General features: G+C 72.3%; 33 protein-coding genes. 26 read left to right on the forward strand and 7 right to left on the reverse strand.

The features are described from left to right. The first annotated feature begins 93 nt into the window (after positions 1-93). The 3 genes from ACIRRH_RS39990 to ACIRRH_RS40000 all read left to right on the forward strand — a co-directional run bounded on the left by ACIRRH_RS39990 (position 94) and on the right by ACIRRH_RS40000 (position 3,480). Positions 94-1,878 carry a type IV secretory system conjugative DNA transfer family protein gene (locus ACIRRH_RS39990; protein WP_403077827.1) on the forward strand — a complete coding sequence of 595 codons (1,785 nt, stop codon included), beginning with the start codon at positions 94-96 and terminating at the stop codon, positions 1,876-1,878. A 208-nt stretch (positions 1,879-2,086) separates the two neighbouring features. Further along, the gene (locus ACIRRH_RS39995) at positions 2,087-2,329 is read left to right on the forward strand and encodes a hypothetical protein (RefSeq protein ID WP_403077745.1); all 243 of its coding nucleotides are present in this window, start codon (positions 2,087-2,089) and stop codon (positions 2,327-2,329) included. Next, the gene (locus ACIRRH_RS40000; protein ID WP_403077748.1) at positions 2,329-3,480 is read left to right on the forward strand and encodes a DnaB-like helicase N-terminal domain-containing protein; all 1,152 of its coding nucleotides are present in this window, start codon (positions 2,329-2,331) and stop codon (positions 3,478-3,480) included. Before ACIRRH_RS39995 ends, ACIRRH_RS40000 begins: the two co-directional genes overlap by 1 nt. 378 nt (positions 3,481-3,858) lie before the next feature. On the opposite strand, the gene ACIRRH_RS40005 is transcribed toward ACIRRH_RS40000, so the two are convergent. Then, on the reverse strand, positions 3,859-4,779 hold the full coding sequence (locus ACIRRH_RS40005; protein ID WP_403077751.1) for a hypothetical protein: 921 nt from the start codon (positions 4,777-4,779) through the stop codon (positions 3,859-3,861). A gap of 107 nt (positions 4,780-4,886) precedes the next feature. Between ACIRRH_RS40005 and ACIRRH_RS40010 the strand changes: the two genes are divergently transcribed. From ACIRRH_RS40010 to ACIRRH_RS40075, 14 genes are all read left to right on the forward strand, one after another. Then, the gene (locus ACIRRH_RS40010; protein ID WP_403077753.1) at positions 4,887-5,153 is read left to right on the forward strand and encodes a hypothetical protein; all 267 of its coding nucleotides are present in this window, start codon (positions 4,887-4,889) and stop codon (positions 5,151-5,153) included. Between the two features lie 574 nt (positions 5,154-5,727). After that, complete coding sequence (locus ACIRRH_RS40015) at positions 5,728-5,859, forward strand: hypothetical protein (RefSeq protein WP_403077756.1); 132 nt, start codon at positions 5,728-5,730, stop codon at positions 5,857-5,859. 156 nt (positions 5,860-6,015) lie between these two features. After that, on the forward strand, positions 6,016-7,227 hold the full coding sequence (locus tag ACIRRH_RS40020; RefSeq protein WP_403077758.1) for an MFS transporter: 1,212 nt from the start codon (positions 6,016-6,018) through the stop codon (positions 7,225-7,227). Positions 7,228-7,259: 32 nt separating this feature from the next. Further along, the gene (locus tag ACIRRH_RS40025; RefSeq protein ID WP_403077760.1) at positions 7,260-7,973 is read left to right on the forward strand and encodes an HAD family hydrolase; all 714 of its coding nucleotides are present in this window, start codon (positions 7,260-7,262) and stop codon (positions 7,971-7,973) included. Positions 7,974-8,111: 138 nt separating this feature from the next. Next, positions 8,112-8,702 (forward strand): DUF4913 domain-containing protein, encoded by a 591-nt coding sequence (locus ACIRRH_RS40030; RefSeq protein ID WP_403077762.1) that lies wholly within the window; start codon positions 8,112-8,114, stop codon positions 8,700-8,702. Beyond that, complete coding sequence (locus tag ACIRRH_RS40035; RefSeq protein WP_403077765.1) at positions 8,699-9,439, forward strand: glycosyl hydrolase; 741 nt, start codon at positions 8,699-8,701, stop codon at positions 9,437-9,439. The genes ACIRRH_RS40030 and ACIRRH_RS40035 overlap by 4 nt, the downstream gene beginning before the upstream one ends. After that, positions 9,436-9,927 (forward strand): hypothetical protein, encoded by a 492-nt coding sequence (locus ACIRRH_RS40040; RefSeq protein ID WP_403077767.1) that lies wholly within the window; start codon positions 9,436-9,438, stop codon positions 9,925-9,927. The genes ACIRRH_RS40035 and ACIRRH_RS40040 overlap by 4 nt, the downstream gene beginning before the upstream one ends. After that, positions 9,927-10,568 carry a hypothetical protein gene (locus tag ACIRRH_RS40045; RefSeq protein ID WP_403077769.1) on the forward strand — a complete coding sequence of 214 codons (642 nt, stop codon included), beginning with the start codon at positions 9,927-9,929 and terminating at the stop codon, positions 10,566-10,568. Before ACIRRH_RS40040 ends, ACIRRH_RS40045 begins: the two co-directional genes overlap by 1 nt. After that, positions 10,565-11,407: a hypothetical protein gene (locus tag ACIRRH_RS40050; protein WP_403077771.1), complete on the forward strand. Its 843-nt coding sequence runs from the start codon at positions 10,565-10,567 to the stop codon at positions 11,405-11,407. Before ACIRRH_RS40045 ends, ACIRRH_RS40050 begins: the two co-directional genes overlap by 4 nt. Positions 11,408-11,422: 15 nt before the next feature. Continuing rightward, the gene (locus ACIRRH_RS40055; RefSeq protein ID WP_403077774.1) at positions 11,423-12,277 is read left to right on the forward strand and encodes a winged helix-turn-helix transcriptional regulator; all 855 of its coding nucleotides are present in this window, start codon (positions 11,423-11,425) and stop codon (positions 12,275-12,277) included. Between the two features lie 117 nt (positions 12,278-12,394). Next, a complete protein-coding gene (locus tag ACIRRH_RS40060) occupies positions 12,395-12,790 on the forward strand; it encodes a DUF317 domain-containing protein (RefSeq protein WP_403077777.1) in 396 nt (131 codons plus the stop codon). An 84-nt stretch (positions 12,791-12,874) separates the two neighbouring features. Beyond that, a complete protein-coding gene (locus ACIRRH_RS40065) occupies positions 12,875-13,186 on the forward strand; it encodes a hypothetical protein (protein WP_403077780.1) in 312 nt (103 codons plus the stop codon). A gap of 19 nt (positions 13,187-13,205) precedes the next feature. Continuing rightward, positions 13,206-14,024 (forward strand): DUF317 domain-containing protein, encoded by an 819-nt coding sequence (locus ACIRRH_RS40070; RefSeq protein WP_403077782.1) that lies wholly within the window; start codon positions 13,206-13,208, stop codon positions 14,022-14,024. A 28-nt stretch (positions 14,025-14,052) separates the two neighbouring features. Continuing rightward, positions 14,053-14,538, forward strand: a complete 486-nt coding sequence (locus ACIRRH_RS40075; RefSeq protein ID WP_403077785.1) for a hypothetical protein — start codon at positions 14,053-14,055, stop codon at positions 14,536-14,538. Between the two features lie 7 nt (positions 14,539-14,545). Here ACIRRH_RS40075 and ACIRRH_RS40080 read toward each other — a convergent pair whose 3' ends face one another. Further along, entirely contained in the window at positions 14,546-14,866 is a 321-nt protein-coding gene (locus tag ACIRRH_RS40080; protein ID WP_403077788.1) for a hypothetical protein, read from the reverse strand. Between the two features lie 138 nt (positions 14,867-15,004). Here ACIRRH_RS40080 and ACIRRH_RS40085 point away from each other — a divergent pair, with 138 nt between their 5' ends. From ACIRRH_RS40085 to ACIRRH_RS40115, 7 genes are all read left to right on the forward strand, one after another. Next, on the forward strand, positions 15,005-15,727 hold the full coding sequence (locus ACIRRH_RS40085) for a DUF317 domain-containing protein (protein ID WP_403077791.1): 723 nt from the start codon (positions 15,005-15,007) through the stop codon (positions 15,725-15,727). Positions 15,728-15,887: 160 nt separating this feature from the next. Then, positions 15,888-16,130 (forward strand): hypothetical protein, encoded by a 243-nt coding sequence (locus ACIRRH_RS40090; RefSeq protein ID WP_403077794.1) that lies wholly within the window; start codon positions 15,888-15,890, stop codon positions 16,128-16,130. Positions 16,131-16,190: 60 nt separating this feature from the next. Beyond that, a complete protein-coding gene (locus ACIRRH_RS40095; protein WP_403077797.1) occupies positions 16,191-16,595 on the forward strand; it encodes a hypothetical protein in 405 nt (134 codons plus the stop codon). A gap of 324 nt (positions 16,596-16,919) precedes the next feature. Further along, positions 16,920-17,132, forward strand: a complete 213-nt coding sequence (locus ACIRRH_RS40100) for a hypothetical protein (RefSeq protein WP_403077799.1) — start codon at positions 16,920-16,922, stop codon at positions 17,130-17,132. An 87-nt stretch (positions 17,133-17,219) separates the two neighbouring features. Further along, on the forward strand, positions 17,220-17,549 hold the full coding sequence (locus tag ACIRRH_RS40105; RefSeq protein ID WP_403077802.1) for an esterase: 330 nt from the start codon (positions 17,220-17,222) through the stop codon (positions 17,547-17,549). Positions 17,550-17,662: 113 nt separating this feature from the next. Beyond that, positions 17,663-17,893: a MarR family transcriptional regulator gene (locus ACIRRH_RS40110; protein WP_403077805.1), complete on the forward strand. Its 231-nt coding sequence runs from the start codon at positions 17,663-17,665 to the stop codon at positions 17,891-17,893. 132 nt (positions 17,894-18,025) lie between these two features. Then, positions 18,026-18,256, forward strand: coding sequence for a winged helix-turn-helix domain-containing protein (locus tag ACIRRH_RS40115; protein WP_403077808.1), 231 nt, complete (start codon positions 18,026-18,028; stop codon positions 18,254-18,256). A 561-nt stretch (positions 18,257-18,817) separates the two neighbouring features. Here the strand turns inward: ACIRRH_RS40115 and ACIRRH_RS40120 are convergent. The 5 genes from ACIRRH_RS40120 to ACIRRH_RS40140 all read right to left on the reverse strand — a co-directional run bounded on the left by ACIRRH_RS40120 (position 18,818) and on the right by ACIRRH_RS40140 (position 22,126). Then, complete coding sequence (locus ACIRRH_RS40120) at positions 18,818-19,312, reverse strand: hypothetical protein (RefSeq protein ID WP_403077810.1); 495 nt, start codon at positions 19,310-19,312, stop codon at positions 18,818-18,820. Further along, on the reverse strand, positions 19,312-19,701 hold the full coding sequence (locus tag ACIRRH_RS40125; RefSeq protein ID WP_403077813.1) for a hypothetical protein: 390 nt from the start codon (positions 19,699-19,701) through the stop codon (positions 19,312-19,314). The genes ACIRRH_RS40120 and ACIRRH_RS40125 overlap by 1 nt, the downstream gene beginning before the upstream one ends. Beyond that, positions 19,698-21,293, reverse strand: a complete 1,596-nt coding sequence (locus ACIRRH_RS40130; RefSeq protein WP_403077816.1) for a hypothetical protein — start codon at positions 21,291-21,293, stop codon at positions 19,698-19,700. The genes ACIRRH_RS40125 and ACIRRH_RS40130 overlap by 4 nt, the downstream gene beginning before the upstream one ends. Beyond that, positions 21,290-21,604: a type VII secretion target gene (locus tag ACIRRH_RS40135; protein ID WP_403077818.1), complete on the reverse strand. Its 315-nt coding sequence runs from the start codon at positions 21,602-21,604 to the stop codon at positions 21,290-21,292. Before ACIRRH_RS40135 ends, ACIRRH_RS40130 begins: the two co-directional genes overlap by 4 nt. Before the next feature lie 123 nt (positions 21,605-21,727). Next, positions 21,728-22,126, reverse strand: coding sequence for a hypothetical protein (locus ACIRRH_RS40140; RefSeq protein WP_403077821.1), 399 nt, complete (start codon positions 22,124-22,126; stop codon positions 21,728-21,730). 193 nt (positions 22,127-22,319) lie between these two features. On the opposite strand from ACIRRH_RS40140, the gene ACIRRH_RS40145 reads away from it, so the two are divergent. Continuing rightward, a complete protein-coding gene (locus ACIRRH_RS40145; RefSeq protein WP_403077824.1) occupies positions 22,320-22,628 on the forward strand; it encodes a transposase in 309 nt (102 codons plus the stop codon). Positions 22,629-22,645: 17 nt separating this feature from the next. After that, positions 22,646-23,536: an IS3 family transposase gene (locus ACIRRH_RS40150; protein ID WP_403077830.1), complete on the forward strand. Its 891-nt coding sequence runs from the start codon at positions 22,646-22,648 to the stop codon at positions 23,534-23,536. The last annotated feature ends 128 nt before the right edge of the window (positions 23,537-23,664 follow it).

A 23,664-nucleotide genomic window follows, 5' to 3' on the forward strand; every position in this document is an offset into this window, starting at 1 on the left:
ACCCCGCCCCGAAGGGAGAGCAGTCCCGTGGTGATCCGTACGAGAGCCGAGCGCGCCCCGCCCGCCGCCCGCTCGCACCCCCATGGATCTCTTGTGCCCGCCCCGCGCACCGGCGCTCCGTCGACCACCACCGGTACGGACGCGCTCCTCTACTCCCTGTTCGCCGTCGTCGGCGCAGCCCTCGCCTTCGGCTCCCTCGCCTGGCTGACCGGCAACATCACCAACGCCCTTGTCGGGTCCGGCCCGTGGGCGCCGTTCCACGCCACCGAGGCCCTCCTTCACCCCGACCGGCTGTGGCCGGACCTGGGCCCGGTCGCCGTCCTGGCCGGCGCCCGCATCGTCCCCGGCGCGCTCACCCTCGCCCTCGCCGTCACCGCGCTCATCCTGTGGCTGCGCCACCGCTCCGGGACGAGGAGCGGCATGGCCCGGTCTGCGGACATCGCGCCGCTGCTGGACAAGGAGATCACCGCCAAGGCCCGCAGCCTGCGCCCGAGCCTGAGGGACGTCAAGGACATCGCCCCGGCCGACCGCGGTATCCCCATCGGCACGCTCTCCCCGGGCAAGGCCGAGGTCCGGGCCTCGTGGGAAGACGTGATGGTCGCGATCATGGCGCCCCGCTCCGGCAAGACGAGCGGCATCGCGATCCCCGCGATTCTGGCAGCCCCCGGCCCCGTCCTGTTGACGTCGAACAAGGCCGCCAACGACGCCTTTACGGCGTGTATCGACGCCCGTGCGAAGGTCGGCACGGTATGGACGCTCGACCCCCAGCAGATCGCGCACCACCCACGCGAGATGTGGTGGGACATCCTCGCCGACGCCCGCGACCTCGCCGGCGCCAAGCGCCTCGCCGGGCACTTCGTCACCGCCAGCGTGGACGAGTCCAGCGGCTCCGACTTCTGGTCGACCGCGGCGAGCAACACGCTCGGGTCGCTCTTCCTGGCTGCGGCGAGCCATCGCCGCCCGATCACCGACGTGCTGGCCTGGCTCGCTTCCCCCTCCGACCGCACCCCCGTCGACCTGCTCACCGACGCCGGCCACCACGCGGTCGCCGCCCAGCTCCAGGGCACCGTCACCGGCGCCACCGAGACCAGGGATGGCATCTACGAGACGGCGCGCCAGTACGCGAGCTGCCTGCTCGACCCGGAGATCGCCGCCTGGGTCACCCCCACGCCCGACCTTGCGGAGTTCAAGCCGTTCGACTTCGCCTCCTCCCGCGACACGCTGTTCCTGCTCAGCAAGGACGGCGGTGGCAGCGCATCGGCGATCATCGCCGCTGCGGCCGACGCGGTGATGCGCGCAGCCGTCATCGTCGCCGAACGATCCGGCGGCCGGCTCGACCCGCCCGCCCTGTGCGTCCTCGACGAGGCCGCGAACGTCTGCCGCATCAGCGACCTGCCGGACCTGTACAGCCACTTGGGCAGCCGTGGCGTCATCCCGATCACCATCCTGCAGTCCTACCGGCAGGGCCAGCGATGCTGGGGTGAGGCCGGCATGGACGCCCTGTGGAGTGCGGCCACCGTCAAGGTGATCGGCAGCGGGATCGATGACGCCGACTTCGCGGACAAGCTGTCGCGGCAGATCGGCGAGCACGACGTGCAGACCGTCTCCGTGTCCGACTCCGGCAGCGGCAAGTCGACTTCGGTGTCGATGCGCACCGAGCGCATCCTGCCGCCCGACGAGATCCGCGCCCTGCCCAAGGGCAAGATCCTGCTCTTCGCGACTGGCATGCGCGTGGCGATGCTCAACATCAAGCCCTGGTACAAGGAACGCTCCGCCAAGGAGATCGGCCCGGCCTCCTCCCGCGCCACCAAGGCCATCACGGATCGCGCCATCGCCAAGAGCACCACTGGCCGCGACGACTTCACGCTCTCGGCCTGACCCGCCCCGCCCGGCGGCACCGACCAGGAGTCCGCCCTTCTCCGGCCGGCGCCGCCACGGCCCTTCCCCCTCCTCCACTCCGACCGGGTGCGCCACGTCCACCCGCCCACGCCAAGGACACCAGCGCAGCCGCCAGTCCCTGCCGAGGCTGGCCCGGCAGCTGCCCGCCGCAGCCGCTGAACCACCGATCGACTCCTGGAAGGTCTTCATGTCCGACACCAACTCGCCCGTGGCCCAGCACCGTTCGGCCCTGCTGGCCGGAGCGCCGGTCGTCCGGCGCGGCGGCCAGTGGTGGCTGATCACCGGTACCGGTTCGATCCTGGCCACCGATCCGGTCTTCAGCGGCGAGCTGGACCGCTTCGCCGCCGCGATGGCCGCCGCCGACCACGAGGTCAACCGGCTACGGGACGACCAGGCTGCCGCCCGCAAGCAGCGGAAGGGGAAGCGGTGATGGACGCGCTGCTCAAGGGTGAGCAAGCCCTTCTCGGCGCGGTCCTGCTCGACCCTGCCCAGCTCGACACGCTGGCCTGGCTGACGCCTGCCGACTTCTACCGCCCGGCCCACCGCGCCCTGTTCACCGCGATGCGGACCCTGGCCACCGAGCGGCGGCCCGTACGGGAAGCTGACGGCACGGTGCCGCTGTCGTGGGTGACCGACACCCTTGCCGAGGCCGGCCGCGAGGTGCGCGGGCTGAGCGCCTCGTACGCGCACACGCTGATCGCCGCGTGCCCGCGCCCGCACAACGCCCCCGTGTACGGCCGGATGGTCCTCGAAGGAGCCATCCACCGCACGGTGCTGGAGCACGCCCTCCGGCTGGAGAACGTCGCCCGGACCGACGCCGAGCAGCACCAGGTCGAGGGCGTCCTGCACCACGCCGACATCCTCACCGGTGTGCTCGGCGACCTCGCCCGGCACTGGGGCGCCGAGCCCCGGCCCGTCCCGCCGCCCGCAACGGGCCCGGCCGTTCCTCCCTCACCGGTCGGGCCCGAGGAGGCCGAGGACGAGCGGTTCCTCCTGGCCGTCCTCGTCAACCAGCCTGCGGCGATGGCCGAGGTGTACGAATGGCTGCGACCCGGCGACTTCGCCGACGCCGGCCACGGCCAGGTCTACCGCTGCCTCGGCGCCCTCCACCACCGGGGCGAGCCGATCGACGAGGTGACCGCCGTGTGGGAGGTCCAGCGGCGCGGCCTGCTGGCCGATGGCACGATCTCGCGCGAACAGCTCGACGCTCTCTTCGGCGGGCCGGGGGCGGGTTCGGCCGAGTGGCTGGGCGACCAGGTCATCCGCTCCTCTGTCGTCCGCACCGCCGCCGGAGCCGCTGCCGCGATCAAGGCACTCGCCGAGGGCTCGACTACGGCGCCCGGCCGTCTCATCGGCCAGGCCCTGCACGTCCTCGGCCCGCTCGACGAGGTACGCACCCGCTGGCGCACGGCCAACCAACTCCCCTCCCCCGCAACCGAGAAAGCAGACCCGGCAGGGCACTCGGACCCTGAGGCCCGGGTACGCGCGGCACTGTCCCGAAGCCCCCAGCCGCCCTCCGTCCCGAGGGCTGCCCCGCCCGTCGCCGCAGCGACCCAGCGAGCCCCAGCCCGCTCACGCTGAACCGATCCCTTCGTCCCCTACACCACGGGAGCCCCCACCATGGACGTCACCCCCTACCGGCGCGAGCGTGAGCAGTTCCACGCGCGCGCCGACCAGCTCGCCGACGCCGCCCGGCATCTGGCACGCCTGAACCCGACCAGCCGCGTGCCCGCCCCCGAAGCGGCCTCCGACGTCCTGGCCGCCCTCGCGGGCCTGCAGCAGTACGTCCTCTCCTGCGCCGGCGACGTCAACGAAACCGGCGCCCTGCAACGCGACCCAGGACCACGTCCACCACCGCGCCGAATTCAGCGACGCCCTGCTCGCGCCCGTCATCGCACGCGCACGCCCTTCCGCAGAACCTTTCAGGGGTACGACTGGGGATCCGGTCCGACGCCGCGATCAGTCCGCTTCGGGGAGCTGTCCCACCGCCTGGGCGCTGACCGTAGCCGTGACCTTCGCCCCGGGATAGCGGCCCTCCAGCTTCTTGACGAGGCTCTGCACCCGGCGGGGGGTCTCCGCCGGGCTGACCCCCCGCAGCACGGGAAGTGGCGGCAAGTCCTCGCCGTTGGACCAGGACCCCTCGATGACCAGATCGGGACCGATCATCCGGGATCCCCGGTCCCGGGCCTCTTGGGCTGCCCAGTCCGGCCGCGCCGTTCTCGACACGCTCAAGGTCAGGACGTGGCCTGCGTACTGTCCCTCTCGGACGGGCTCGGGAATCGCTGGCCGTGCGCGGCGCGGCTCCAGTGGGTGTCCACGGCCGATCGGCCACAGCCTGGGGGCGTGGAGCTCACTGTCGTAGGGCTGGAGGTACGGCCTGCCGGTTTCCGGGTTGACGGTCTTACGGGCCTGCTCGATCCAGCGCTCGTACTTACGGGAGGGCTGAGCACGCTCACCCTCGGCTTCCACCAGAGGGAGGTCATAGACCTCCGAGATGGCGCGCTTCGGAGAGAGGCCCAGCTTGAGCGCGTAGTTGTACATCGTGGCAATGGTGGCGGCCCGCAACTGCACGCCGTCCGTCTTCTTCCTGTGCGGCGTGGGAAGGGCCAGGGAGACCACCCAAATCGAGCTGCGGGGGAGTTCCTTGGCTGCCTCAGCTGCCTTTCTTATGCGCCGGACCAGTTCGGGGTCGTCGGTCGGTCGCCGGGCGTTGCTCCGGGTCCGAGGGGGCGGGGCGTCCCGGACAGTGCGCGAGCTCCAGGTCGACCAGTCGATGTCGACCTCTATCACCCAGCCCGGCCACCCGTAGAGATTCCGCAGGGTGACGCCGGTCTCGGTGAGGTCCATCTCGATCTCACCGGACCCCATCCCGAATGCCATACGGCCACTATCTCGCAAGCCGGCATTCGGCACGTCGCGGTCGTCCGGAGAAACACCCCCGATTTTGTCGGGCAGGATCTCCCGGCGATCGCAACGATGCTCGTGCCATGACGAACATCAGCTCCACCCAGACGCCTTCCGCCCTGCCCCAGCAGTCCTACCCGGCTCCCGCAGGCCCGGCTGCCGCGGCCCTGCTCCCTCTCCTGATCCTGCTCTTCGTCCTCGTCATCCTCATCATCGGAGCCGGTCTGCTCTACGTGACGCTCGCGCACCCCTGGCTCGCGACCCCGCTCACAGTCGCGGTCGCCGGCGTGACCCTCATCGTCACGATCGCGGGAGCGATCGCCGCCTTCCTCACCGTCTCCAAGAGGTAGACAGCGCGACGCACACCGCCAGGCCAGGATCGAAGTCACCTGAAAGAGAGTGATGGTCCTGATCTGCCAATCTCACGACGGCGGCACAAGTGCCAGCGTTGTGCCATCGAGCCCGAGACTGTGTCACGGAACCTGAGGCCCTACAGGCAAGGAACGGCGGCAGCCAGCACCCGGCGAAGCGCAAGAGCGGCGGCCGCGGGCCGGACCTGGCCGACGAGATGGACTGGCTGCTACTGACGCCGAAGGCGAGCGACGGAACGAAGGGTTCGCCGAACAAGCGACACGGGAACGGCGACCTGACCCTGCCGTCCGCGGCGGCGTTCCTGCTGCCGACCCCGAGGGCAAGCGACACCGGCACCCAGGGCCGGTGGCCGGGCAAGGGCTGGCGTCCGCCGCTGTCAGCAGTGGTGCTTCCGCTCTGGTCGCCCCCCGACACCCCCGGAGACTCCGGGTGGTGGGGCCAGTGTGCCCCCGCCATCGCCCGCTGGGAGATGCTCACCCGGCCCGCGCCACTCCCGCGGACGCGGGCGACCGGCTTCGCGCGGAGTGGATGCAAGGGCTGGAGCTGGGCTGGGTGACCGTCACGCCGGGTCTCAGCCGACCCGCCCAGCTCACCGCCCTCGGCGACGGCCTCATCCCCAAGAAGCCGCCAGGGCATTGGAGCTGGCTCCACTCTGCGCGCTGCCCGCGCTGCCGCACCGGCTGACGGGCTTCTACCTGCTTTTCCCGGCCGTACCAAATCCCGGAATCCGTGGACTCTTCTCCCCGCAGCCGCACCGAATCGAGGGGCTGTCATGCCCTGCGCATGCCCCGGTCCGGCGCGCCCGCGCGCCGCCGGCCGTACGACCGAAGGACTTCCTCCTTGAGCACAACCACCGACCGCGGCCCGGACCAAGACAGCAGCAGTTACCGCACTGTCCTGGGTGCGCCGCACGTCGCCCGTCTGCTGGGCGGCACCCTGATCGGCCGCCTGCCCACCGGCATGGCGCCGATCGTGATCCTGCTGCTGGTGCGCGCCGCGGACGGCCCGCTCGCCCTGGGCGGGCTGCTCGGCGCCCTGTACGGCCTCGCCTCCGCGCTCGGGCAGCCGCTGCTCGGGCGCCTGGTCGACCGCCACGGCCAGACCCGGGTCCTCGTCGCCGCCACGGCCACGGCTAGCACGGCGTTCCTGCTGCTGCCGTACACCGGTCCGGTGCGGCACCCGGTGTTCGCCGCGCTGACGGTGCTGGTGGCGGGGCTGGCGACGCCTCCGCTGGAGGCAGGTCTTCGGGCTCTGTGGCCGGTGCTGCTGCCGGACGCCGGGCGCCAGCGCAGCGCGCTCTCGCTGGACAGCAGCACCCAGGGCCTGGTGTTCGTCGCAGGTCCCCTGCTGGCCAGCGGCTTCGCGGCCGGTGCCGGAGCGATGACCGCGCTGGTGGCGACCGCGGCACTCGGCCTTGTGGGCACCGGCCTGGTCGTCACCGCCCGCGCCTCCCGTACCTGGCTGCCTGCGGAGTCCGTCGAGGCCATGCACTGGGCAGGTCCGCTGCGGGTTCCGGGCCTTCGGGTGCTGTTCGCCGCACTGATCGGCACCGGTGTCGCGCTCGGTGCCGTCGACGTCCTTGCCCTGTCCGCCGCAGAGCGCCACCACGCCGGGTGGCTGGCCGGGGTGATGCCGGCCGCGCTGTCCATCGGCAGCATGCTCGGCGGCCTCGCCTACGGCCGCCACGCCTGGCCCGGCGCGCCTTCGAAGCACCTGGTCGCCGCCTCGGTCGGCTTTGCCGCCGGATGGCTGCCGCTGCTGCCCGACCCCGTGCCCGCCGTCGCCGTCCTGGGTGCGGTGCTGCCCGGAACCTTCCTCGCGCCGCTGCTGACGGCCGCGTTCCTCACCGTCGACCGCCTCGCCCCGTACGGCGAGAGCACGGAGGCGTTCGCCTGGCTGATCGCCTGCATCGGCGTCGGCCAGGCCGCGGGCACCGCCCTCGCCTCCCTCGCCGCCACCGCCGGGCCGCTGCTCGTCGCCGCCGTCCCGCTCGCCGGGGCCGCCTTCGCGCTGTGGCTGCTGCACCGCTTCAACGACCGCCTCTCCGCCTGAACCACCCACGCTCACCCCGAAGGACAACCGCCGTGAACACCCCCTTCCTCGCCGCCGCAACCGCCTCCACCCGCATGCACGTGGTGTGGGACTGGAACGGGACGGTCAAGGACGACCTCGACGACCACGTCGACGCGCTGAACGCGACCCTGCCCGCCCTCGGCGGCGAGCCGGTCGACCGCGAAACGTACCGGGCCAAGCACACCGTGCCGATCCCGAACTTCTACGCCCGCCTGCTCGGCCGCACCATCACCGAGCAGGAGTGGGTCTCCAGCGACAACGCCTTCCTGGACCACCTGCGTGCCCAGCCGGTGCGCGTGCGCGAGGGCGCCGTCGAGCTGATGGCCGCCCTGCGCGAGGCCGGACACACCCAGTCGCTGCTGTCACTGTGCCCGCACGACACCTTGCTTCGCGAGGTCGAGCAGGCCGGCATCGGCCACTTCTTCACCCGGGTCGAGGGCCGCACCGGGCCCTCCGGCGGCACCAAGGCCGCCCCGCTCGCCGCCCACCTCGCCGCCCTCGGCCTCACCGACCAGGCGCACCGGGTGCTGCTGGTCGGCGACGCCGTCGACGACGCCGAGGCCGCCCACGTCTGCGGCGCGTACGCGGTGCTGCACACCGGCGGGCTGCACCACCCCGCCAAGCTCGCCGCCTCCGGCCACCCGCTCACCGCAACCCTCGCCGACGCCGTCGCCCTCGGCCTGCGCCTCATCCAGGACCACGGCACCCAACTGGCCTGCGCCTAGCGCGAATCGGCGGCCGGACCAAACCGCCGATCCTGCGGACCATCTCCCCCAACGACCGCTTCACCGGAGCCCCGCTGTGACCAGAAGAAGACCCGCCACGCCCGCCCTCCCCGTCCGTACGAACCTCCTGGATGTGCCATGTCCGAGTCCGACCCGATGCCGGGCACCCCCGAGCCCGAGCCGATCCGTATCCCCGACGAGGACCTCGACGACCTCGTCAGCGCCCTGACCCGCACCATGGCCGAGGTCCGCCAGCACGGCGTCATCCTCGACCGCCTCGGCTCCGAAGCCGACGACGAGACCGGGTCCGGCCCCGCGCGGCCGGACCCGGCGGCCGGGGCCGAACCCGCCACCGCCCCACCTCTGTTCATCCTCGCCATGGGCGGCGCCCAGTACGCCGCCGAACTGGCCGAGCTCTCGGCCTGGGTCACTCACCTCCTGCTGCCCGTCTACGGCCGGGAGATCGGCTCCACCCGCCCCTGGTGCGCGAAGTGGCACGAACACCCGGAGGCCGTCGCCCGTCTCCACGCGCTGTGGCTCGCGTGGCAGCAGCTGACGGCCGCCGAGGCCGGCCAGAGCGGGCCTTCGACGTGGCACCGCGACCACCTGGACCACGCCCTGCTCCAGCTCCGCGCTCCGGACGGCCCGTTCGCCGCTTGCACCACCAGCCCGTCCCGGCTGGCCCACCGCGTCCTGACCACCCCCGACCAGCTGGGACTCGCCGCATGAACACCCTCGACTTCCGCCTCGACGGCCTCAAGCCCGCCGACGAGTCCCCCGGCCATGCATACAACTACCCCTGGGAGAACGACTTTCAGCTCATCTCCCAGCACGACGTGGGCGAGCGCAGCTTCATCATCGCCTTCGACAAGACGGCCACCTGGGACTACCCCAACAAGGCCAACATCGTCTCCTTCGACGCCGACCGCGACAGCAGCCGAGGCATGTTCAGCATGCACCGGGAACGGCACGCCACCTTCGCGTTCGCGCAGAACTGGCTCGTCAACCGCGGCTGCCCGCCGGACACGCTCGCACCGGTCCTCGGCGGCCCCACCCCCGCCGACGAGCTGTCCGTCCGGGTCGAGGACCGCATCCGGCGCTCGGGCGAGCGCCTGGAGGTCGCCGACTACCAGGTCATCGACGGGGCCGAGACCGAGGGCTGGAGCATCGCCGTCGACAGCGAGGCCAAGGAACTGCCCGTCCGCCTGTTCATCGAGACGCTTCAGCCCGATCAGTGGACCTACACGGTGCGCGAGGGAGCTTTCCCGGACCACGCCGCCGCCGATGAGTGGCTGGAGAAGCGCTCCACCCCGCTGCCCGAGCCGCCCGAGTACCGCCGCGACGCCCTGCGCACCCGCGCCGCCCTCGCCCGCAGCACCACCTCACCGGCCAACGCCGCCGCCGTGCTGGCGTCCGCGCCCGCAGCCGCCGCCGTCGCGCAGCCCGATCGGGGGCGGTCGCTGTGAGCCGCGCCAAGTTCGCCTTCTCCGCCCACCCCGACGCCATCGCGGACCTGCGCCAACTCCCGGACGCCATCCGCGACCAGGCCCTGTTGAGTCTGCAGGACCTCGTCCGTGGCGAACGCGTGGCCACTCGTCTGGAGGGCCGGCTGGAGGGCTACCACAAGGTCTACCTCGGCGTCGGAAATGAGTGGGCCAGCCACCGCTTGGTCGTGCAGTTCCGCGACGCGCCCGCTGAGTCCCAGCACCGGCGCGAGGTCCATCTCGTTGCTGCCGGCCCCCGGCTCGACTACCAGGTCTACCGCTCCGCGCAGAACCGCCTGGGCCGTACCGGACTCAACCTGCCGTCCGGTCTCGGCTCGGCCGAGGAAGCCCGTGTCCGGGCGGCCCGTACCCGGTCCGTACGCCCTGCACCGGTGGCTGCCGGCGGTCCGGCTTACACCACCGCCTCCCCTGGCTTCGCCACCGGCGCCGCCGCCCGAAAGGCCCGCTGATGACCACCCCGACCCCCACGCACGCCGATCTCGCCGTGTGGCTCGCCGAGGCCGCCCAGGCCGTCTCCGACATCGTCACCGCCCGGCACGACACCGCGCCCTCGCGTTCCCACCTCCACCCCGTCCTCGGGCCGCTCACCGCCGGGCCGCAGGTGATCACCGCTCTCGCCGAGCGGATGGAGGACCTGCTGGACGCCAAGCTGTCGACCACCCCCGCCACCCTGTTCACACTCGCCTCCTACGCCTCCGCCCTGGGCTGGCTGAGCGAATCTCTCGCCGAACTCACCCAGGCCGTCGACCTCCTGGTCTCCGAGGCCGCCCTGCCGGACGATGCCACGGCCACCGCCACCGACGAGGCCCCGGACCTGTCGGGCTACACCCCGCAGGACCGCCAGGCCATCACCGCCCTCGCCGCCGAGGCCGCCCTCCCGCCCGGCCTCTACCTGCAGATCCTGGGCCAGGCCCTGCTCGCCTCCACGGAATTCACCGAGGCGTGCACGGAGATCATCGGTGCCCTGACCGAGGACGCCCACCGTCTCCTGGACGAGTCGGTCAGCGTCGTGCGCCTCGGCGGCGACGGCCCCGACAGCCTGCCCACCCTGGTCCGCTCCCTCCTCGCGCGGATGGAGACGGCGCGGTGAACCCGCACGACCCTCTGGTGCACCCTGGCGCCCACCTCGTCTTCGAGCGCCTCGGTGCGTACAACGCGTCGGAGCTGAGCGCCGGCTACCCCGGCTCGGACCCTCTCGGGCGCCTTGCCTTCATGGTCGCCTCCTCGGCCCGCGAGGTCGACCGGCTCCACCAGGAACTCACCGCTCGCGCCCAGACGGTGATCGAGCGCCTGGAACCGATCGCCCGCGGTGACCACGCGAGCATGCGCGGCGTCAACGGCATCATCCAGTCCGCCGGCCTCCAGGTCGAACTGCTCGCCGCCCGCCGGGGAGCGGCCTACGAGCAACTCAGCAGCGCGGTCACCGCCTACGAGCGGTGCGCCGAGGCGCGCCTACCTGCGCCTGAGAGTCCGCTTGCTCTCAAGCACGCGACGGCCAGCGTCCCCCCGGTGCCAGCCGCAGGGCCCGACCTGCCCAGCGCGGCGACCAGGTACAACCCCCGCCTCCGGGAGATCGAGGCCCTGGCGACGATCGACCGCGGTGATCTACGGCTGTGCGAAAGCGTCGTCTACGGCTACAAGTTCATGTCCGACGGCAGTGGCAAGCCTTCCTCGGTCTGGCCACACACCGTCGAGGAGCTGATGGCCGAGGACTTCGTCGTCGCCGACACCAGCTCATCGTCCTACCGGCCCGGCCACCTGCTCTCACTGACGCCCGCCGGCAAGGCCCTCCTCGACACCTCACGCGCCGCCGACCAGCGCGTATCCGCCGCGCTTTCCCGCAGTGCCACCGGCCCCACCGCACCACCTGCCGCCGGGCCTGCGCCGTCCGCCCCCTCCGTATCCGCCCAGCCGACCCGCTCCCGCTGACCAGGAACCACCGCCATGTCCCAGCCCCTCGCCGCCATGTCCCAGCCCCTCGCCGCCACGTCCTCCCAGCCGACCACCATGAGCACCTCCGACGCGCAGCGGTCCGAGGCCGTCCTTCGCCGTCTCGCCCCGAGGTGGACCACCCACGTCGTCCACACAATCGCCAAGTGGGGCCCGGATATGCGGGTTTCGGACGTGACCCGGCACCTCCCGTCGATCTCCCAGTCGTACGTCAGCAAGCGCCTGGCCGCGATGTCCGAGGCCGGCCTGGCGGTCCGGGACGGCGAGTTCGACCGCGTTGCGCCCTACCGGCTCTCGGCCTCGGCCCGCACGCTCGGCCCGGTCTACCGCGCGCTCGCCCAGTGGTCCGCCGACCACGTCGACCACCCCCCGCAGGGGCGCTACGACCGAATCGAGGACGCCCTGCACCGCCTGCAACTGGCGGATACCACCGAGACCGTCCGCCTGCTCTCCGAGCAGGGGAGCCTGCGTCTTCCCCACCTCGCCGAACGCCTCGGCGCGTCCGAGCAGTCCGCCGCCGCCAGGCTGAGCCGCATGCAGGCGGACGGCCTCGTCGCCCGCACCAGCAACCGGGTGCACGGCGCCCCCTACGTCCTCACCGACGCCGGACGGGCGCTCGGCCCCGTCTACTCCGCCCTCCAGCAGTGGGACCAGCGGCACACGACCACCGTGGCCCCGGCAGTGCCGGCCGCCACGCGCACCCTGGCCTCTCCCGCGCCGTCCGTGCGCACCGCTGCGGCGCTGCGCCGAAGCCCGGTCCCCTCCGCGCTGTTCAGCCACGACCCGGTGTCGCAACCGTGCGTCCCCTCCGCCGCAACCGCGGCCTCCCGCCCCGCGCGTGGTCGGTGACCAGCGTGGACTCCCAGCTCAGAGCAGCTCCCCGACCTCAGCGTCCCGGGCCCGCACGCCGTCTCACCGCCGTTGGCGGTGTGCGGGTCTGCTCCCCGCCGCGTTCAGGAGCCCCCGTTGTCGTCCGCCGCCCCTCTGCTCGTTCGTCCGCTGCGTCTCGCCGGCCCCGGTGACCACCGCCTCGTCTCCGGCCTGCTCGGCTCTGCCCCTGGTTGGAGCCGCGCCCGCGCGCCGGACGGCGGCATCTCCTTCACCAGCCCCTGCCGCACCGCCGCCATCACCGGCTCCGGCACATCCGACCACTCGTGCGCCTGGACCGTCCACGGCTACCCGGCGCCCGGATCAAAGCCGCTGTGGCGTGCGGCGTTCGGCCCCGGCACGCCCGCCGAGATCACCGCCGCCTTCACCGCCGTCCTCGTCGATGGCCTGCGCAGCGGGCACCGCGACTACCTGCGCGGCGGGCCGCACCATCGGCCCGGCACGCCCGCCTCCGTCCTCTCCGACCGCGGCTGACAGCCCGCCCCAGGACCGAAGGGCTTCCACGACCAGGTCGCTCCGGACACCACCGCCCGCTACCGGCACCGCGTCGGCCACCAGATGGCCGACGCGGAGGTCGCCGGCCTGGTCCCGCCGTCGTGGACCATGCTCGCGGGCGACCCGCAACACCCGTCCTGGCGTGCGGACTTCACCATCGGCGTGCCGTTCTACCCGCTCCTGCGCGCCGCCCTCGCCTTCAGCTCCCCCGAGCCCGTCGAGAGGCCCCTCGGCGGCGTCCCGGCCCGCCACCTGCCCTACATCACCGCCCTCCGCGCCCCGGCCCCTGCTCACCGTCCGAACGCCAGCCCGCCGCAGGGCCCCGCCGCCCCTGCCGCTGCGGTGCCGGCGCCCGGCGGAGCGCGTCGGCGCTGACCACCCGAAGGAACCCCTCATGCCGTACACCCCCGAGAAGCCCCGCGAGTACCGCGTCCAGCCGCGCTACCTCGCGGGGTCGGAGGCCGACGCCACCGATGCCATCACCCCGCTGCTCAGGGCCGGGTGGGCTGCCAGCAACGACGAGCTGGGCAACGCCTACGTCACCGCGCCGGACCTGACTGCCCGCCTGGCGTTCATGCCCGAGGGCCGGGACTCGACGCTCTGGAAGATCAGCGCGGGTCCGGAGGCGACCGCGATGCCCAGGTGGCTGGTCACCTTCGACGACCGGGTGCCCTACGAGATCGTCCAGGACTTCACCACCGCCCTCGCCGACGCCTACACCCAAGGCCCCGGCGCCTACCTCGGCCCAGGCAAGCCCGCCCCGCGCCGGGTGGCAGGGCGGTGGACGGAGCCCATCGTCGTCCAGAGCCCCGACCAGCTCGTCACGCGCGCGACACGCCCCGGCTTCCTGCCGCACGCCGAGGAGATGGACGACACCAGCGCACGGTGGCTCTTCGAATCGGGACCGCCCGAGCACCGCTGGTACGCCACCGCCTCCTCACACGTGCCCGCACCCCTGCTGGAAACACTCACCGTCGCCGCCTTCGACCCGTCGCCGGTGCACCGGTACCTGCGGCGCGCGGAGGTCGCGCGCCTGCCTGCGGGCGCCGTCGCGACGCCCACGGCGCCGAGCCCGCTGGAGGTGGCGCGCGTGCGGGCCGCCACCTCCCGCTCCGTCACCGCGACGCGCGCCCCGGCCGCCGCGCTCGCCTACACCACCTCGACCCCGCCCCCGGCGCCCCCTCGGGTCGCCCTCGCCAGGCCCTCCCGCTGACCATCCCACCAACGTCTCGGAGGACACCGTGTCCGACGCCACCGCCCTCGACCACGCGGACGCCATGATCGAGCAAGCCTGGAAACGGCCGATCGCCGAACTGGAGAAGGCCGCGCCCCGCCTGCCCGTCGAAGATGCGATGCTGCGCGCGGCCATGCACCACCGCTCCCACCTCGTCATCGTGTCCAACTCCATTGCCGTGCACCAGGACCGGCTGCACGCCCTCACCCGGCCCGGTCACGTCCCCGCCTTCTACGACCTCGACCGGATCACCGCCTCGGCGAGCGCCCTGCGCGCGGCCTACGCCGAGAGCAACACGGCCGTCCAGATGATCCGCCACGTCATCGACGCCCGCGAACTCGCGCTCACCGCCGAGGGCAGTCCCAACGCCCAGCGCGTGCGGGCCGCCACCGCCCGCAGCTCGCGGGCACCCCACCCCCTCGGGCTTCCTGCCGACCAGCCCGCCCCGCCTTCGGCTGCCGCCGCGGCCCAGCCGGTGGCGAACCGTCGCTAGCCACAGGTCAGTTCGCCTCCGGTTCGTGGCGGGTGCCCGGGTCGGTGGCGCCCACCACGCGGGCCAGCTCCTCCACGGTCAGCTCCACCCGCCGACCGTCCACCAGCCGCGCCTCCACCGCCTCATCCTGCTGCCGCTCGGCACGGCTCCCGGTGCGCACGGCCCACTGGCCCTCGCCGATCGCCGTGACGTCGCCCAACGTCCACGTCCGTCCCGCGCTGCGGATCTTGTGCTCCAGCGCCGCCATGGCCCGGCCTCTGCCCGCCGCCATCGCCTTCATCCCCCTCGTGATCCCGTACGGCGTAGCGCCGTAACCCTGCTTCAGCATCCGGGCGCCCCGATCCATTCCCGCCCAGTTCGCCCACGGCAGAGGGCGGTTCCCGGTAAACGACTACGAACTTCGGGACGCTGCATGTCAACGTACTCATGTCGCCGAAACCGCAGGTCAACTAAGGGACCGGCCCCCGTGAACACCCCCAGCAGCCTCCTGCCAGCCCCCGTCCGCCCGTCCGCCGAAGAGCGCTCCTGGCTCGCGTCCGACCACAGCGCGGAGCCGGTCCTCGCCCTGCTCTCCGGCCTCGGCTGGCCGATGGTCGACACCCCCGAGGCCAACGTGCACTGCACCAGCCCGGACGGGCTCGTCTACGTCGGCTGGCTGCCCGAGGACCCCGGCGCGTGGAAGCGCGGCATCCTCTGGCGCATCCAGGTCCAGCCCACCGGCGCCGCCCCGTGGACCCAGGAGTTCGGCGTCCATACCCCCTCCGAGGCCGTCGCAGGCTTCCTCGCCGCACTCATCGCCACCCCCGCCCACGGACACCGGCCGACTACCGCTCCCGGAGGACTCGTTGCCCACACCCCGCCTCGACCACCGCATCGCCCACGGCACCGCGCGCGACGCGCTCAGCCGCGCCCTGGCCGACCCGCACATCGCGTGCGCGGACGGCTTCCGCCTCTCGGTGCTCGCCCCGACCGCGCCGACGTGTTCCTGCTGCCCGCCGTCACGCTGGAGGTCGGATTCCCCACCCGCCGCCCCGAACCGTGGGCCCACTGGCGCGAGCACCTCGACCCCGGCGCGGACGAGAACGACCCCACCGAATCCGTGTACCTGCACGTCCCCGTCGCCCTGGTGCGGGACCTGATCGAGGCCCACGGCGGCGAAGCCCCGCCCATACCGCGCCAGCGCGCCTGACCAGCCACCGCTGCCACCGACTCCGGCAAAGGAAGCATCCCTGCCCATCACCACCGTCCTCACCCGCGCCCCCGGCCCGGTCATCACCGCGCTCGGCCTGACCAACGCCTTCTTCGTCCCGCCCGTCTCCACCACGTTCGCCCTCAGCCTCGGCTTCGCCGTGAGCGGCCTGCTGCTCACCCTCGACGACGTCCACGAGAGCGACCTGCGCCGGGATGCCCGCGTCCTCGCCCAGCTCGCCAAGACACCGGTCGGCACCCGGGTCCGCCGGATCGGCACCGCTCTCGGCCTGAGCGACCGCACCGTCGCCAGGTCCCTCGGCCGCCTGGCCGCCGACGGCCTGGTCCTCCTCGGCACCGAAAACGGGCCGCTTCCGCAGCGCTCCTGCCGCCTCGCCGACTGAACCACCAGCGGCTGGTCCGGCCCGCGCCTGGGGCAGCCGCCCACCACGAGGGGCAGTGCCATGACCACCCATCACGTCGCCTTCCACCCGCTCATCGTCACCGCCGCCACCGCCCACCGCGCAGCCCGCCTCCTCCTGGCCAGCCCCGCCCTTCGGATCGTCCGCGCCGACGAGGTCCGTCCCGGCGACCTGATCGTCTCCGCCTTCACCGCCGACACCGCGCGCCTGCGCTGCACCGACTACTTCGCCGGCGGCCCCTACCCGGCCGACCCCGGCCCGTACGACCCTGCCTGCGGCTGCGGCGTCTGCGGCCTGCCCGAGGTCGAGGGCCCGCACGGCACCGTGGTCCTCGCCCGGGACTTCCCCTGGGAGTGCTGCGACCCGTGGCCCGCCGACGAATCCGTCCTCGTCCGTCCCCGACGCCGCCTTCCCGCCCCGACGATCCCGGCCCCCGAGAGGACCTGAGTGACCGTCCACCGCGTCCCGCTGACCAACCACCACTCCGACGACTCCCTCTGCCCGCCGGACCACAAGCACACCAGTCCGGCAAGCCCCTGCACCCCGACTGCCCCGGCCGCGCCTACTCCAGCGCCGTCTGCACCTGCGGCAGCTGGGAGTTCAAGCGCCCCGGCAAGGGCTACGTCAACGAGTCCCGCAAGCGCCACCTCGACACCCACCCCCGGCCCCGTCCGAAGGCCCCGCCCGTGCTGCGCGAGAGGCTCCGCCTCGACCTCCCGTGACCACCGCCCACACCCCCACCGCCGCCCCCTTCACCACCCGGAGACCGCTGTGCCCCAGTACCTGACCGTCGCCCACCTAATCGCCCAGCTCAAGGACCTCGACCCCAACCTGCGCGTCCGCCTCGCCGTGAACCCGGACTGGCCGTTCTCCCACCTGCTCGCCTCGAACGTCACGGTCCACGACGGCCTCGTCTACCTGGCCGAGGACGGCCAGGAGGGCTACCTGCCCACCGCCGTCCGCGAAGAGCTCGCCTGGGCCTGAACCATCGCCCGCCCGAAGGAGACCCACATCCCCACCACCCGCCGCCCCGCCCACCCGCAGCCGCTGGAGCGCTTCGCGCTGCACCCCATGCCGCCGTGGGCCAGCGGAGCGCTCGTCCACCGCGCCCCCGCCGTCCCCGACCGGCCGATCCAGATCCTGTGGCTCCCGAACACCGCACCCAGACTCCCCTTCGGCCGCGTCCTGCTGCGGTGGGAGAAGGCTCCCCAGGCCGGCTGGGACGTCACCGCCCGCCTCGGCCTCGCCATCACCGACGTCCACCTCGCCACCTGGCCCGCCGCCCCCGACGACTGGCCCCGCCTGGTGCGGCCCACCCTCCACGAGGTCACCGGCCTGTGCTCCGCCCTCGCCGTCGCCACCGCCGCCCTCAACCTCGCCAACCACCTCGCCGATTCCTGAACACCACCGCACAAGGCCGCCCCGCGCCGACCAGACCGGGGTGGCCTCGCCGTACGCCCACCCGAGCGGCGGCGCGTACGCTCGTCACCGAAGCACCGAGGAAGGACACACGCATGGCCGACGACCAGCAGCTCTGGAGCTACGCCGAGGTCGCCGCGCACCTGGGCATCAGCGTCGGCGCCGCCCGCAACCGCCGAAACCGCGGCACCCTTCCCGCCCCCGACGACACCAGCATCCCCGACCGCCCCCGCTGGAAGCCCTCCACCTTCCGGGACTGGAAGCCGATCGGCCAGGGCCACCGCAGCGACCTGCGCACCAGGACGGCCACCGACACCAGCAGCTGACGAAATCCGCCGTGACCGATCGCCCGATCCGCCGCCCCGGCGCGCTCATCGTCTGCTGCGCCCTCGCCCCCCTGGGCGCCGCCACCGCCGTCCCGGCCGCCCTGACCGACGCCTACGGTGTGCGCCATCGGCATGTTCGCCCTCGCCTGCGGCGCGCTCGGCGCCTGCCGCACGATGCGCGCGGCCGACGAGCGGACCGACCGCGCCGTCCTCGAACACCTTCAGCAGGCCCCCGGCCTCGCACCGGAGACGCTGGCCGACAGCCTCGGCCTGCGCCCGGCCGCCGTCCGGCTCAGCCTCCACCGGCTGGCCGTCTCCGGCCGACTCCCCTCACCAGCACCTCCTCCGACTCCGGAGCGCTGACCAAGCGCAAGGGAGCGCCGCCCGACACCGGGAAGCGGTCCCTTCGCGTTTCCTGCCTATACCGGCGGAGAGCACTTATTCCTTTGCCGTCGTATTCCTCTGGAGGACGTGATTCGCTCCGCCCACCACGACCCGCGAGGCCGGTACGAATCCGCCTACGCCAGGCCGTGCAAAGGTCCGGCATTGGTGTGACGCACGCGACTGTCTGAGACTGCCTCGCTGGTGCGGCCGGGCAGTGTGCTCTGCCCGGCCACGACCGACTGGCGGCCGGAATAAAGGTCTGGTCGCCCCCGGCGTCGCAGCCGATCGTGTCCTGTAGGCAGGGCACGGTGATGGCGTCCGGCCGACGCCGGAGCACGACACCATCGCCCGCCGCGACGAGTTCCCGCGTCACGGCCGTGACGCTCTCCAGCCCGCCGGGCACGCCGAGCCGCTCGCCGACGGCGGCCAGGGTCACCCGTCACAGCGGCGAGGGCACGCCGCCTCAGCTCCCGCCCTCCCGGTTCGGGGAGACGGGGTGATGCGCGGGGCGGCCGGAACCATCGAGGTTCCTTGTGATGTTCAGCGGACGGTGACCTGGATGCTCTTGGAGATGTCGCACCGCTCCCACTCGAACTTCGGTACGCCGGCACTGCAACCCCCCTCCCCGAACAACCACGTCAGTGTGGTGGTTCCGGGCGCCAAGGCGCTGAAGGTCAGGTCGAACTCTGACGTGCAACCCGGCAGGGGTGGGCAGGAGCTGACGACGAAGTCCTTACCGGGCCGCAGCACGCTGCCGTCGCCCGCCGAGTAGAGGTACCACTTCTTCTGCAGGGCGCCCCCGATCGTTCTGACGCCGAGCCGCTGTCCGACCGCCAGGGTCACCGTACTGGTCGGATACGGGGTGGTGGCGTCCCACGCCTTGTCGGGGAGAGGCACCTCCACCTCCGGTCGGGTGGCGGTGGCGACCGTGGTGCCGGTCGGGCCGGAGTCGGACCACCAGCCCTCGAGGTAGGAGACGAGCAGCAGGGCGCCGGCCAGGAGTGCCGCCACGGTGGTGATGACGGTTCGGCGCATCAGTTGCCCTCTTCCCGGACTCGGCGACGCATGGTGATCAGGAGCGCGACCTCGGCCAGCCAGCGGGCGAACAGGACCTCGCGCCCGAGGTCCGCCCCGCCGGCCGCGGCCGCGCGCAGCCAGCCGCGGACCAGCTCGCCCGGTTCCCGGCCGATCACCGGCTCGGGCAGGGCGAGCGCGCCGGCGAAGCCGCCGGCGCGGACGTACTGGGCCAGGAAGCCCAGCGGGTCGGGGCCGATGCGTAGGGCCTCGGCCTGGTAGGAGGCGGCGATCGCCGCCTCGCCGAAGAGCACCCGGCGCGGGACTCCGTCGATCAGCAGGCCGCGGGTGATGGCGGCCTCGACGTCGTAGCCGGTCATCAGGTCGGCGTCCGGGAGGATGTCGGTCATTTCGGCAGCTCCGCTCCGTAGGGCCGGTTGATGTTCGTCGTGCCGGTGAGGCCACCGTCGTTCAGGTGGTTGTGGATGAACTGGTCCTCGGTCACCCACACCGACTGGCCCCACGGGTTGTAGACCTGTAGCCGGTCGCCGTCCCGGGCCACGATCACCATCTGGTGGTAGTTGCCGTTCTCGCCCTTCGCGGCGCTGGCCTCGTCGAAGGCGCAGAACGGCACCGGCTTGCCCTCGTCCAGGGCCTTCTCGATCCGGGTGACGGCCGCGCGCCGGTCGTCGTCGGTGTCCAGGTTGACGTACTCGTAGGTCGAACCCGTGGCCTTCCCGAGGTTCTGGTCGGCGAGGAAGGTGTTGCCCTTCGGTCCGATCCCGCCGTTGTTCTCCGGGTAGACCTTCTGGCCGCCGTCGGCCAGCTGGCCCTGCTGGTACTGGCCGATGAAGAGCTGCTGGAGGCGCTGCTTGAAGTACTCGGGCGAGTCGGCTCCCGGGACGTCGGTCATGTTGCCGGTGGTGAGCTGGAGCATCGTCACCGGGTCGATCTTGAGGCTCGCGACCACCGTGGAGGCGGCGACGCAGTCGTTGACGCTGCCCTGGCTGTAGACGTCGATGCCGTCGAGGACCGCGGTGCCCTTGTAGGTCAGCCCGGTCGCCTGGGTGGTGGACTCCTCCCGCAAGGGATCCGAACCGAGCGCCGGAACCAGGTGCTCGGACAGCCAGCGCGGGTCGTCGCCGTGGGGGTGGATCAGCGCGGCGAACTTCTGGACGTCGGCCACCGAGTGGCCGGCCGCCAGGGCCTTCCAGAGGTAGGCGGCCTCCTCCGGTGACTTCGCGTCGGACAGGAGCTTCTGGAACGCGAGCTGGTCGGCGCCGTTCATCACGGACATGAACTGCTTGGCGCGGTCGAGTTGCCCGTCCGTCAGGATGTAATCGCCGTCCGCGTTGCCGCCGGGGCCCTTCTCGTTCGCCAGCACCAGCGCCGCGAGGGGATCGATCGGCCCCTGTCCGGCGCGCTCGGTACGGGCCCTGGCGGCGAGCTGGTTGAGCATGCTCGCGGCGCGGGTGCCGCTGCTGTCCGCCCGCTGGGCGGCCGAGATCCTGGTTCCCACGGCGGTGTTGGCAGGTTCGATGGCGGCTATGGCCTTGCTGACGTCGAAGGCGTCGTGGGCGAGTGACTTCTGCACGTTCTCCAGGGCGGTCACGCCCTGCGCGTCGGTGCTCTGAGCCCCTTCCAGGCTGTCCGCCCAGGCGTTCAGCTCGGTGGCGGCCTGCTCCAAGGACTTCTGGGAGACGGCCAGTTCGTTCGCCAGCGCCCGGATGGACTGGGCGGCGTTCTCGGCGACCGAGCCGGTCCAGGCGTTCGGCAGCCGGTTGTCGGCGGCGTCCCCGAGGTCGGTGGACGCCTTGGCATAGGCCTTGGCGGTTTCCGCGTACGCCTTGGCCCGCTCGCGTATCACGCCCGGGTTCCCGGCCGGCCCGGCCACGGCCAGGGCCTTGCCGATCGCGCTGAGCAGCGCGGGGCCGATGAAGAAGTCGGAACCAGGGTGCGTGATGGACTGCTGCGCCTTCTGCAGGTCCGCGACCTTGCTCATCGGGTCTGCGCCGGGGTCAGCGATGCGGCGGCCGTTGTTTCCGCGGCACGGTAGTTGGCGCTGGTGGCCGACATCTTCTGGACCAGTTGCGCCACGGCGCGCTGGGTGACGTGCAGTTCCTGGCCCCAGTTGGTGTCGAAGCCCGCCCACGCCTGGTCCACACCGAACTCGCCGAAGTCGGCGGACTGGTAGGGCTTCTGCGCGGTGTAGGCCTGGTTGGCCGAGGCCAGGTCGGTTGCGACGTTGTTGAGTCCCGTGGTCACGTGGTCCAGCGCGTCGGGCTGGACGGTGTACCCCACCGAGTCGGACATCGGCTGCTCTCCCCCAAGAAGCTCCATGGCTCGCCGTGATCGAACGAGCACGGTCGCCGAGCATAGACGCTTCGGGAGAAGTGTCGGTTGCGGGGGCAGTCCAGCCGACGAGCTTGGCGCTCGTTACTCCAGGTACAGCCCGGCGAACATGCCATCGAACCCCAGAGCGATTCGGGCCTCGGCGAGGCTGCCGTACCGCGTCCAGGTCGGGTCCGCGATCATGGCGTCGAAGTCCCGCCGGGTGATCTCCGGCTCCAGCCACTCCGCCCCGCAGCGACAGCCGATCCAGACGTGGCGGCGGTGGTTGATCAGCAGCCAGTCGCGGCGCCCGCGGCAGCTGGAGCAGGTCACCGGGATGCCGCGCAGCGCCAGTTCGGAGGGGCACTGCGCGAGACGGACGGTCTCGGGTCCGCTGGGCGGCTGGGTCTCGTACTCCAGCTGCAGGAGCGGGTCGGAGGCGGCCGGGACCGGGGTGGTGATCGGGGCCGGGGTGGTGGTGGCGTGCTCGGTGGTTCTGGTCACGGGGCCTCCGTTCGCGGTGCTCGGGTACTTGCGTAACACCTGGTGGAATCGGGTGTCGGGGGATTTCGCGGTCAGCGGCGCGGTGCCGGGCGGTGCGGGCCGGCCGGGGGCTGGGGCGGTGCCTGAAGTTCCCCCGCTGAACTGGACAGCCTGATACTGGGACGGTTGGGTCCCGAAGGAAGCAGTTCAGGCAGTGAGTGGCAAGAGCAACATGAGCAAGCGGTACACGGCCGAGTTCAAGCGGGACGCGATCGCGCTCATCCGGTCCTCGCCGCATCGGAACGTCACCGAGATCGCCCGGGAACTGGGAGTGGGCCCCGAAGGGCTGCGGGGCTGGGTCAAGCAGGACCGCACCGACCGGGGCGAGGGGCAGGCCGGTGCGCTGACCACCGATGAACGCGAGGAGTTGCGCCGTGTCCGCCGCGAGCTCGCCGAGGTCAAGAAGGCGAACGAGATCCTGGTAAAAGCCGCGGCCTTCTTCGCGAAGGAGATCGTGAAGTAGGCGCTGTATGCCTCTTCATCGATGCGGAGAAGGCCACCGAGGACAACCCCGATGTCTTCAGTGTCGCGCTGCTGTGCCGCGTGATGGGCGTCAACCGCTCCACCTACTACGCGTGGCTCGCCTCGCGGCCGGCGGTCGCCGAGCGAGAACGCACCGATGACGAGTTGGCCGGTCGGATTCGCGAGATCCACGCCGCTTCCCGGGGCGCCTACGGCGTCCCCCGGGTGCACGCGGCCCTGCGCAGGCAGGGCCACGGCATCAACCGGAAGAAGGTCGAGCGGATCATGCGCGAGCGGGATATCCGCGGTGTCACCCGTCGCAGGCGCCGCCACCTGACGAAGCAGGATTCCAAGGCCGCCCCGGCTCCGGACCTGGTCGGCCGGGACTTCACCGCCGAGCGGCCCGGCACGAAGCTCGTCGGGGACATCACGTATCTCCCGACGGTCGAGGGCTGGTGGTACCTGGCGACGGTCATCGACCTGGCAACCCGCGAGGTGATCGGCTACGCGATGGCCGACCACCACCGCGCCGAGCTGGTCACCGACGCCCTGAAGATGGCCGCCGGCCGCGGCGGCCTGAAGCCCGGCTGCATCATGCACACCGACCGCGGCAGCGAGTACACGAGTACCGAATTCCGCAGGAAAGCAAGGAAGTTGAATCTGAGGCAGAGCATGGGACGAACCGGCATATGCTACGATAACGCCGCAGCTGAGAGCTTCTTCGGCTTGCTGAAGGCGGAGATCGGCACCACCGTCTGGGAGAGCCGCGAGGCCGCCAGAGCCGACGTCTTCCGCTTCATCGAAGTCGAATACAACCGCACCAGGCTCCGCAAGCACCCCGAGTTCGGATACCTCACCCCACTCGAAACCCGAGCCAGGCTGCAGCAAGACTTCACCCCCGCAGCGTAAGAACCCGCTGTCCAAGATCAGGGGGGAACTTCAGCAGCAGGTGGCGTGCTATCTCCCGTAGGCCGTCGGCGAGGGCCGTGGCCAGGCGTTCAGGGGGAAAAGGCCGCTTGCGCGGTCACTTGGCGACG

This window comes from Kitasatospora sp. NPDC101235, assembly GCF_044767505.1.
GTDB lineage: Bacteria > Actinomycetota > Actinomycetes > Streptomycetales > Streptomycetaceae > Kitasatospora.

Coding starts and splice junctions, on each gene's coding strand:
- ACIRRH_RS40135 (WP_403077818.1), bottom strand. CDS start 21,604: ATGTCCGACTCGGTGGGGTACACCGTCCAGCCCGACGCGCTGGACCAC.
- ACIRRH_RS40035 (WP_403077765.1), top strand. CDS start 8,699: ATGAACACCCTCGACTTCCGCCTCGACGGCCTCAAGCCCGCCGACGAG.
- ACIRRH_RS40120 (WP_403077810.1), bottom strand. CDS start 19,312: ATGCGCCGAACCGTCATCACCACCGTGGCGGCACTCCTGGCCGGCGCC.
- ACIRRH_RS40000 (WP_403077748.1), top strand. CDS start 2,329: ATGGACGCGCTGCTCAAGGGTGAGCAAGCCCTTCTCGGCGCGGTCCTG.
- ACIRRH_RS40125 (WP_403077813.1), bottom strand. CDS start 19,701: ATGACCGACATCCTCCCGGACGCCGACCTGATGACCGGCTACGACGTC.
- ACIRRH_RS40005 (WP_403077751.1), bottom strand. CDS start 4,779: ATGGCATTCGGGATGGGGTCCGGTGAGATCGAGATGGACCTCACCGAG.
- ACIRRH_RS40010 (WP_403077753.1), top strand. CDS start 4,887: ATGACGAACATCAGCTCCACCCAGACGCCTTCCGCCCTGCCCCAGCAG.
- ACIRRH_RS40065 (WP_403077780.1), top strand. CDS start 12,875: ATGGCCGACGCGGAGGTCGCCGGCCTGGTCCCGCCGTCGTGGACCATG.
- ACIRRH_RS40055 (WP_403077774.1), top strand. CDS start 11,423: ATGTCCCAGCCCCTCGCCGCCATGTCCCAGCCCCTCGCCGCCACGTCC.
- ACIRRH_RS40080 (WP_403077788.1), bottom strand. CDS start 14,866: ATGCTGAAGCAGGGTTACGGCGCTACGCCGTACGGGATCACGAGGGGG.
- ACIRRH_RS40045 (WP_403077769.1), top strand. CDS start 9,927: ATGACCACCCCGACCCCCACGCACGCCGATCTCGCCGTGTGGCTCGCC.
- ACIRRH_RS40030 (WP_403077762.1), top strand. CDS start 8,112: ATGTCCGAGTCCGACCCGATGCCGGGCACCCCCGAGCCCGAGCCGATC.
- ACIRRH_RS40070 (WP_403077782.1), top strand. CDS start 13,206: ATGCCGTACACCCCCGAGAAGCCCCGCGAGTACCGCGTCCAGCCGCGC.
- ACIRRH_RS40110 (WP_403077805.1), top strand. CDS start 17,663: ATGGCCGACGACCAGCAGCTCTGGAGCTACGCCGAGGTCGCCGCGCAC.
- ACIRRH_RS40105 (WP_403077802.1), top strand. CDS start 17,220: ATGCCGCCGTGGGCCAGCGGAGCGCTCGTCCACCGCGCCCCCGCCGTC.
- ACIRRH_RS39995 (WP_403077745.1), top strand. CDS start 2,087: ATGTCCGACACCAACTCGCCCGTGGCCCAGCACCGTTCGGCCCTGCTG.
- ACIRRH_RS40115 (WP_403077808.1), top strand. CDS start 18,026: ATGTTCGCCCTCGCCTGCGGCGCGCTCGGCGCCTGCCGCACGATGCGC.
- ACIRRH_RS40095 (WP_403077797.1), top strand. CDS start 16,191: ATGACCACCCATCACGTCGCCTTCCACCCGCTCATCGTCACCGCCGCC.
- ACIRRH_RS40130 (WP_403077816.1), bottom strand. CDS start 21,293: ATGAGCAAGGTCGCGGACCTGCAGAAGGCGCAGCAGTCCATCACGCAC.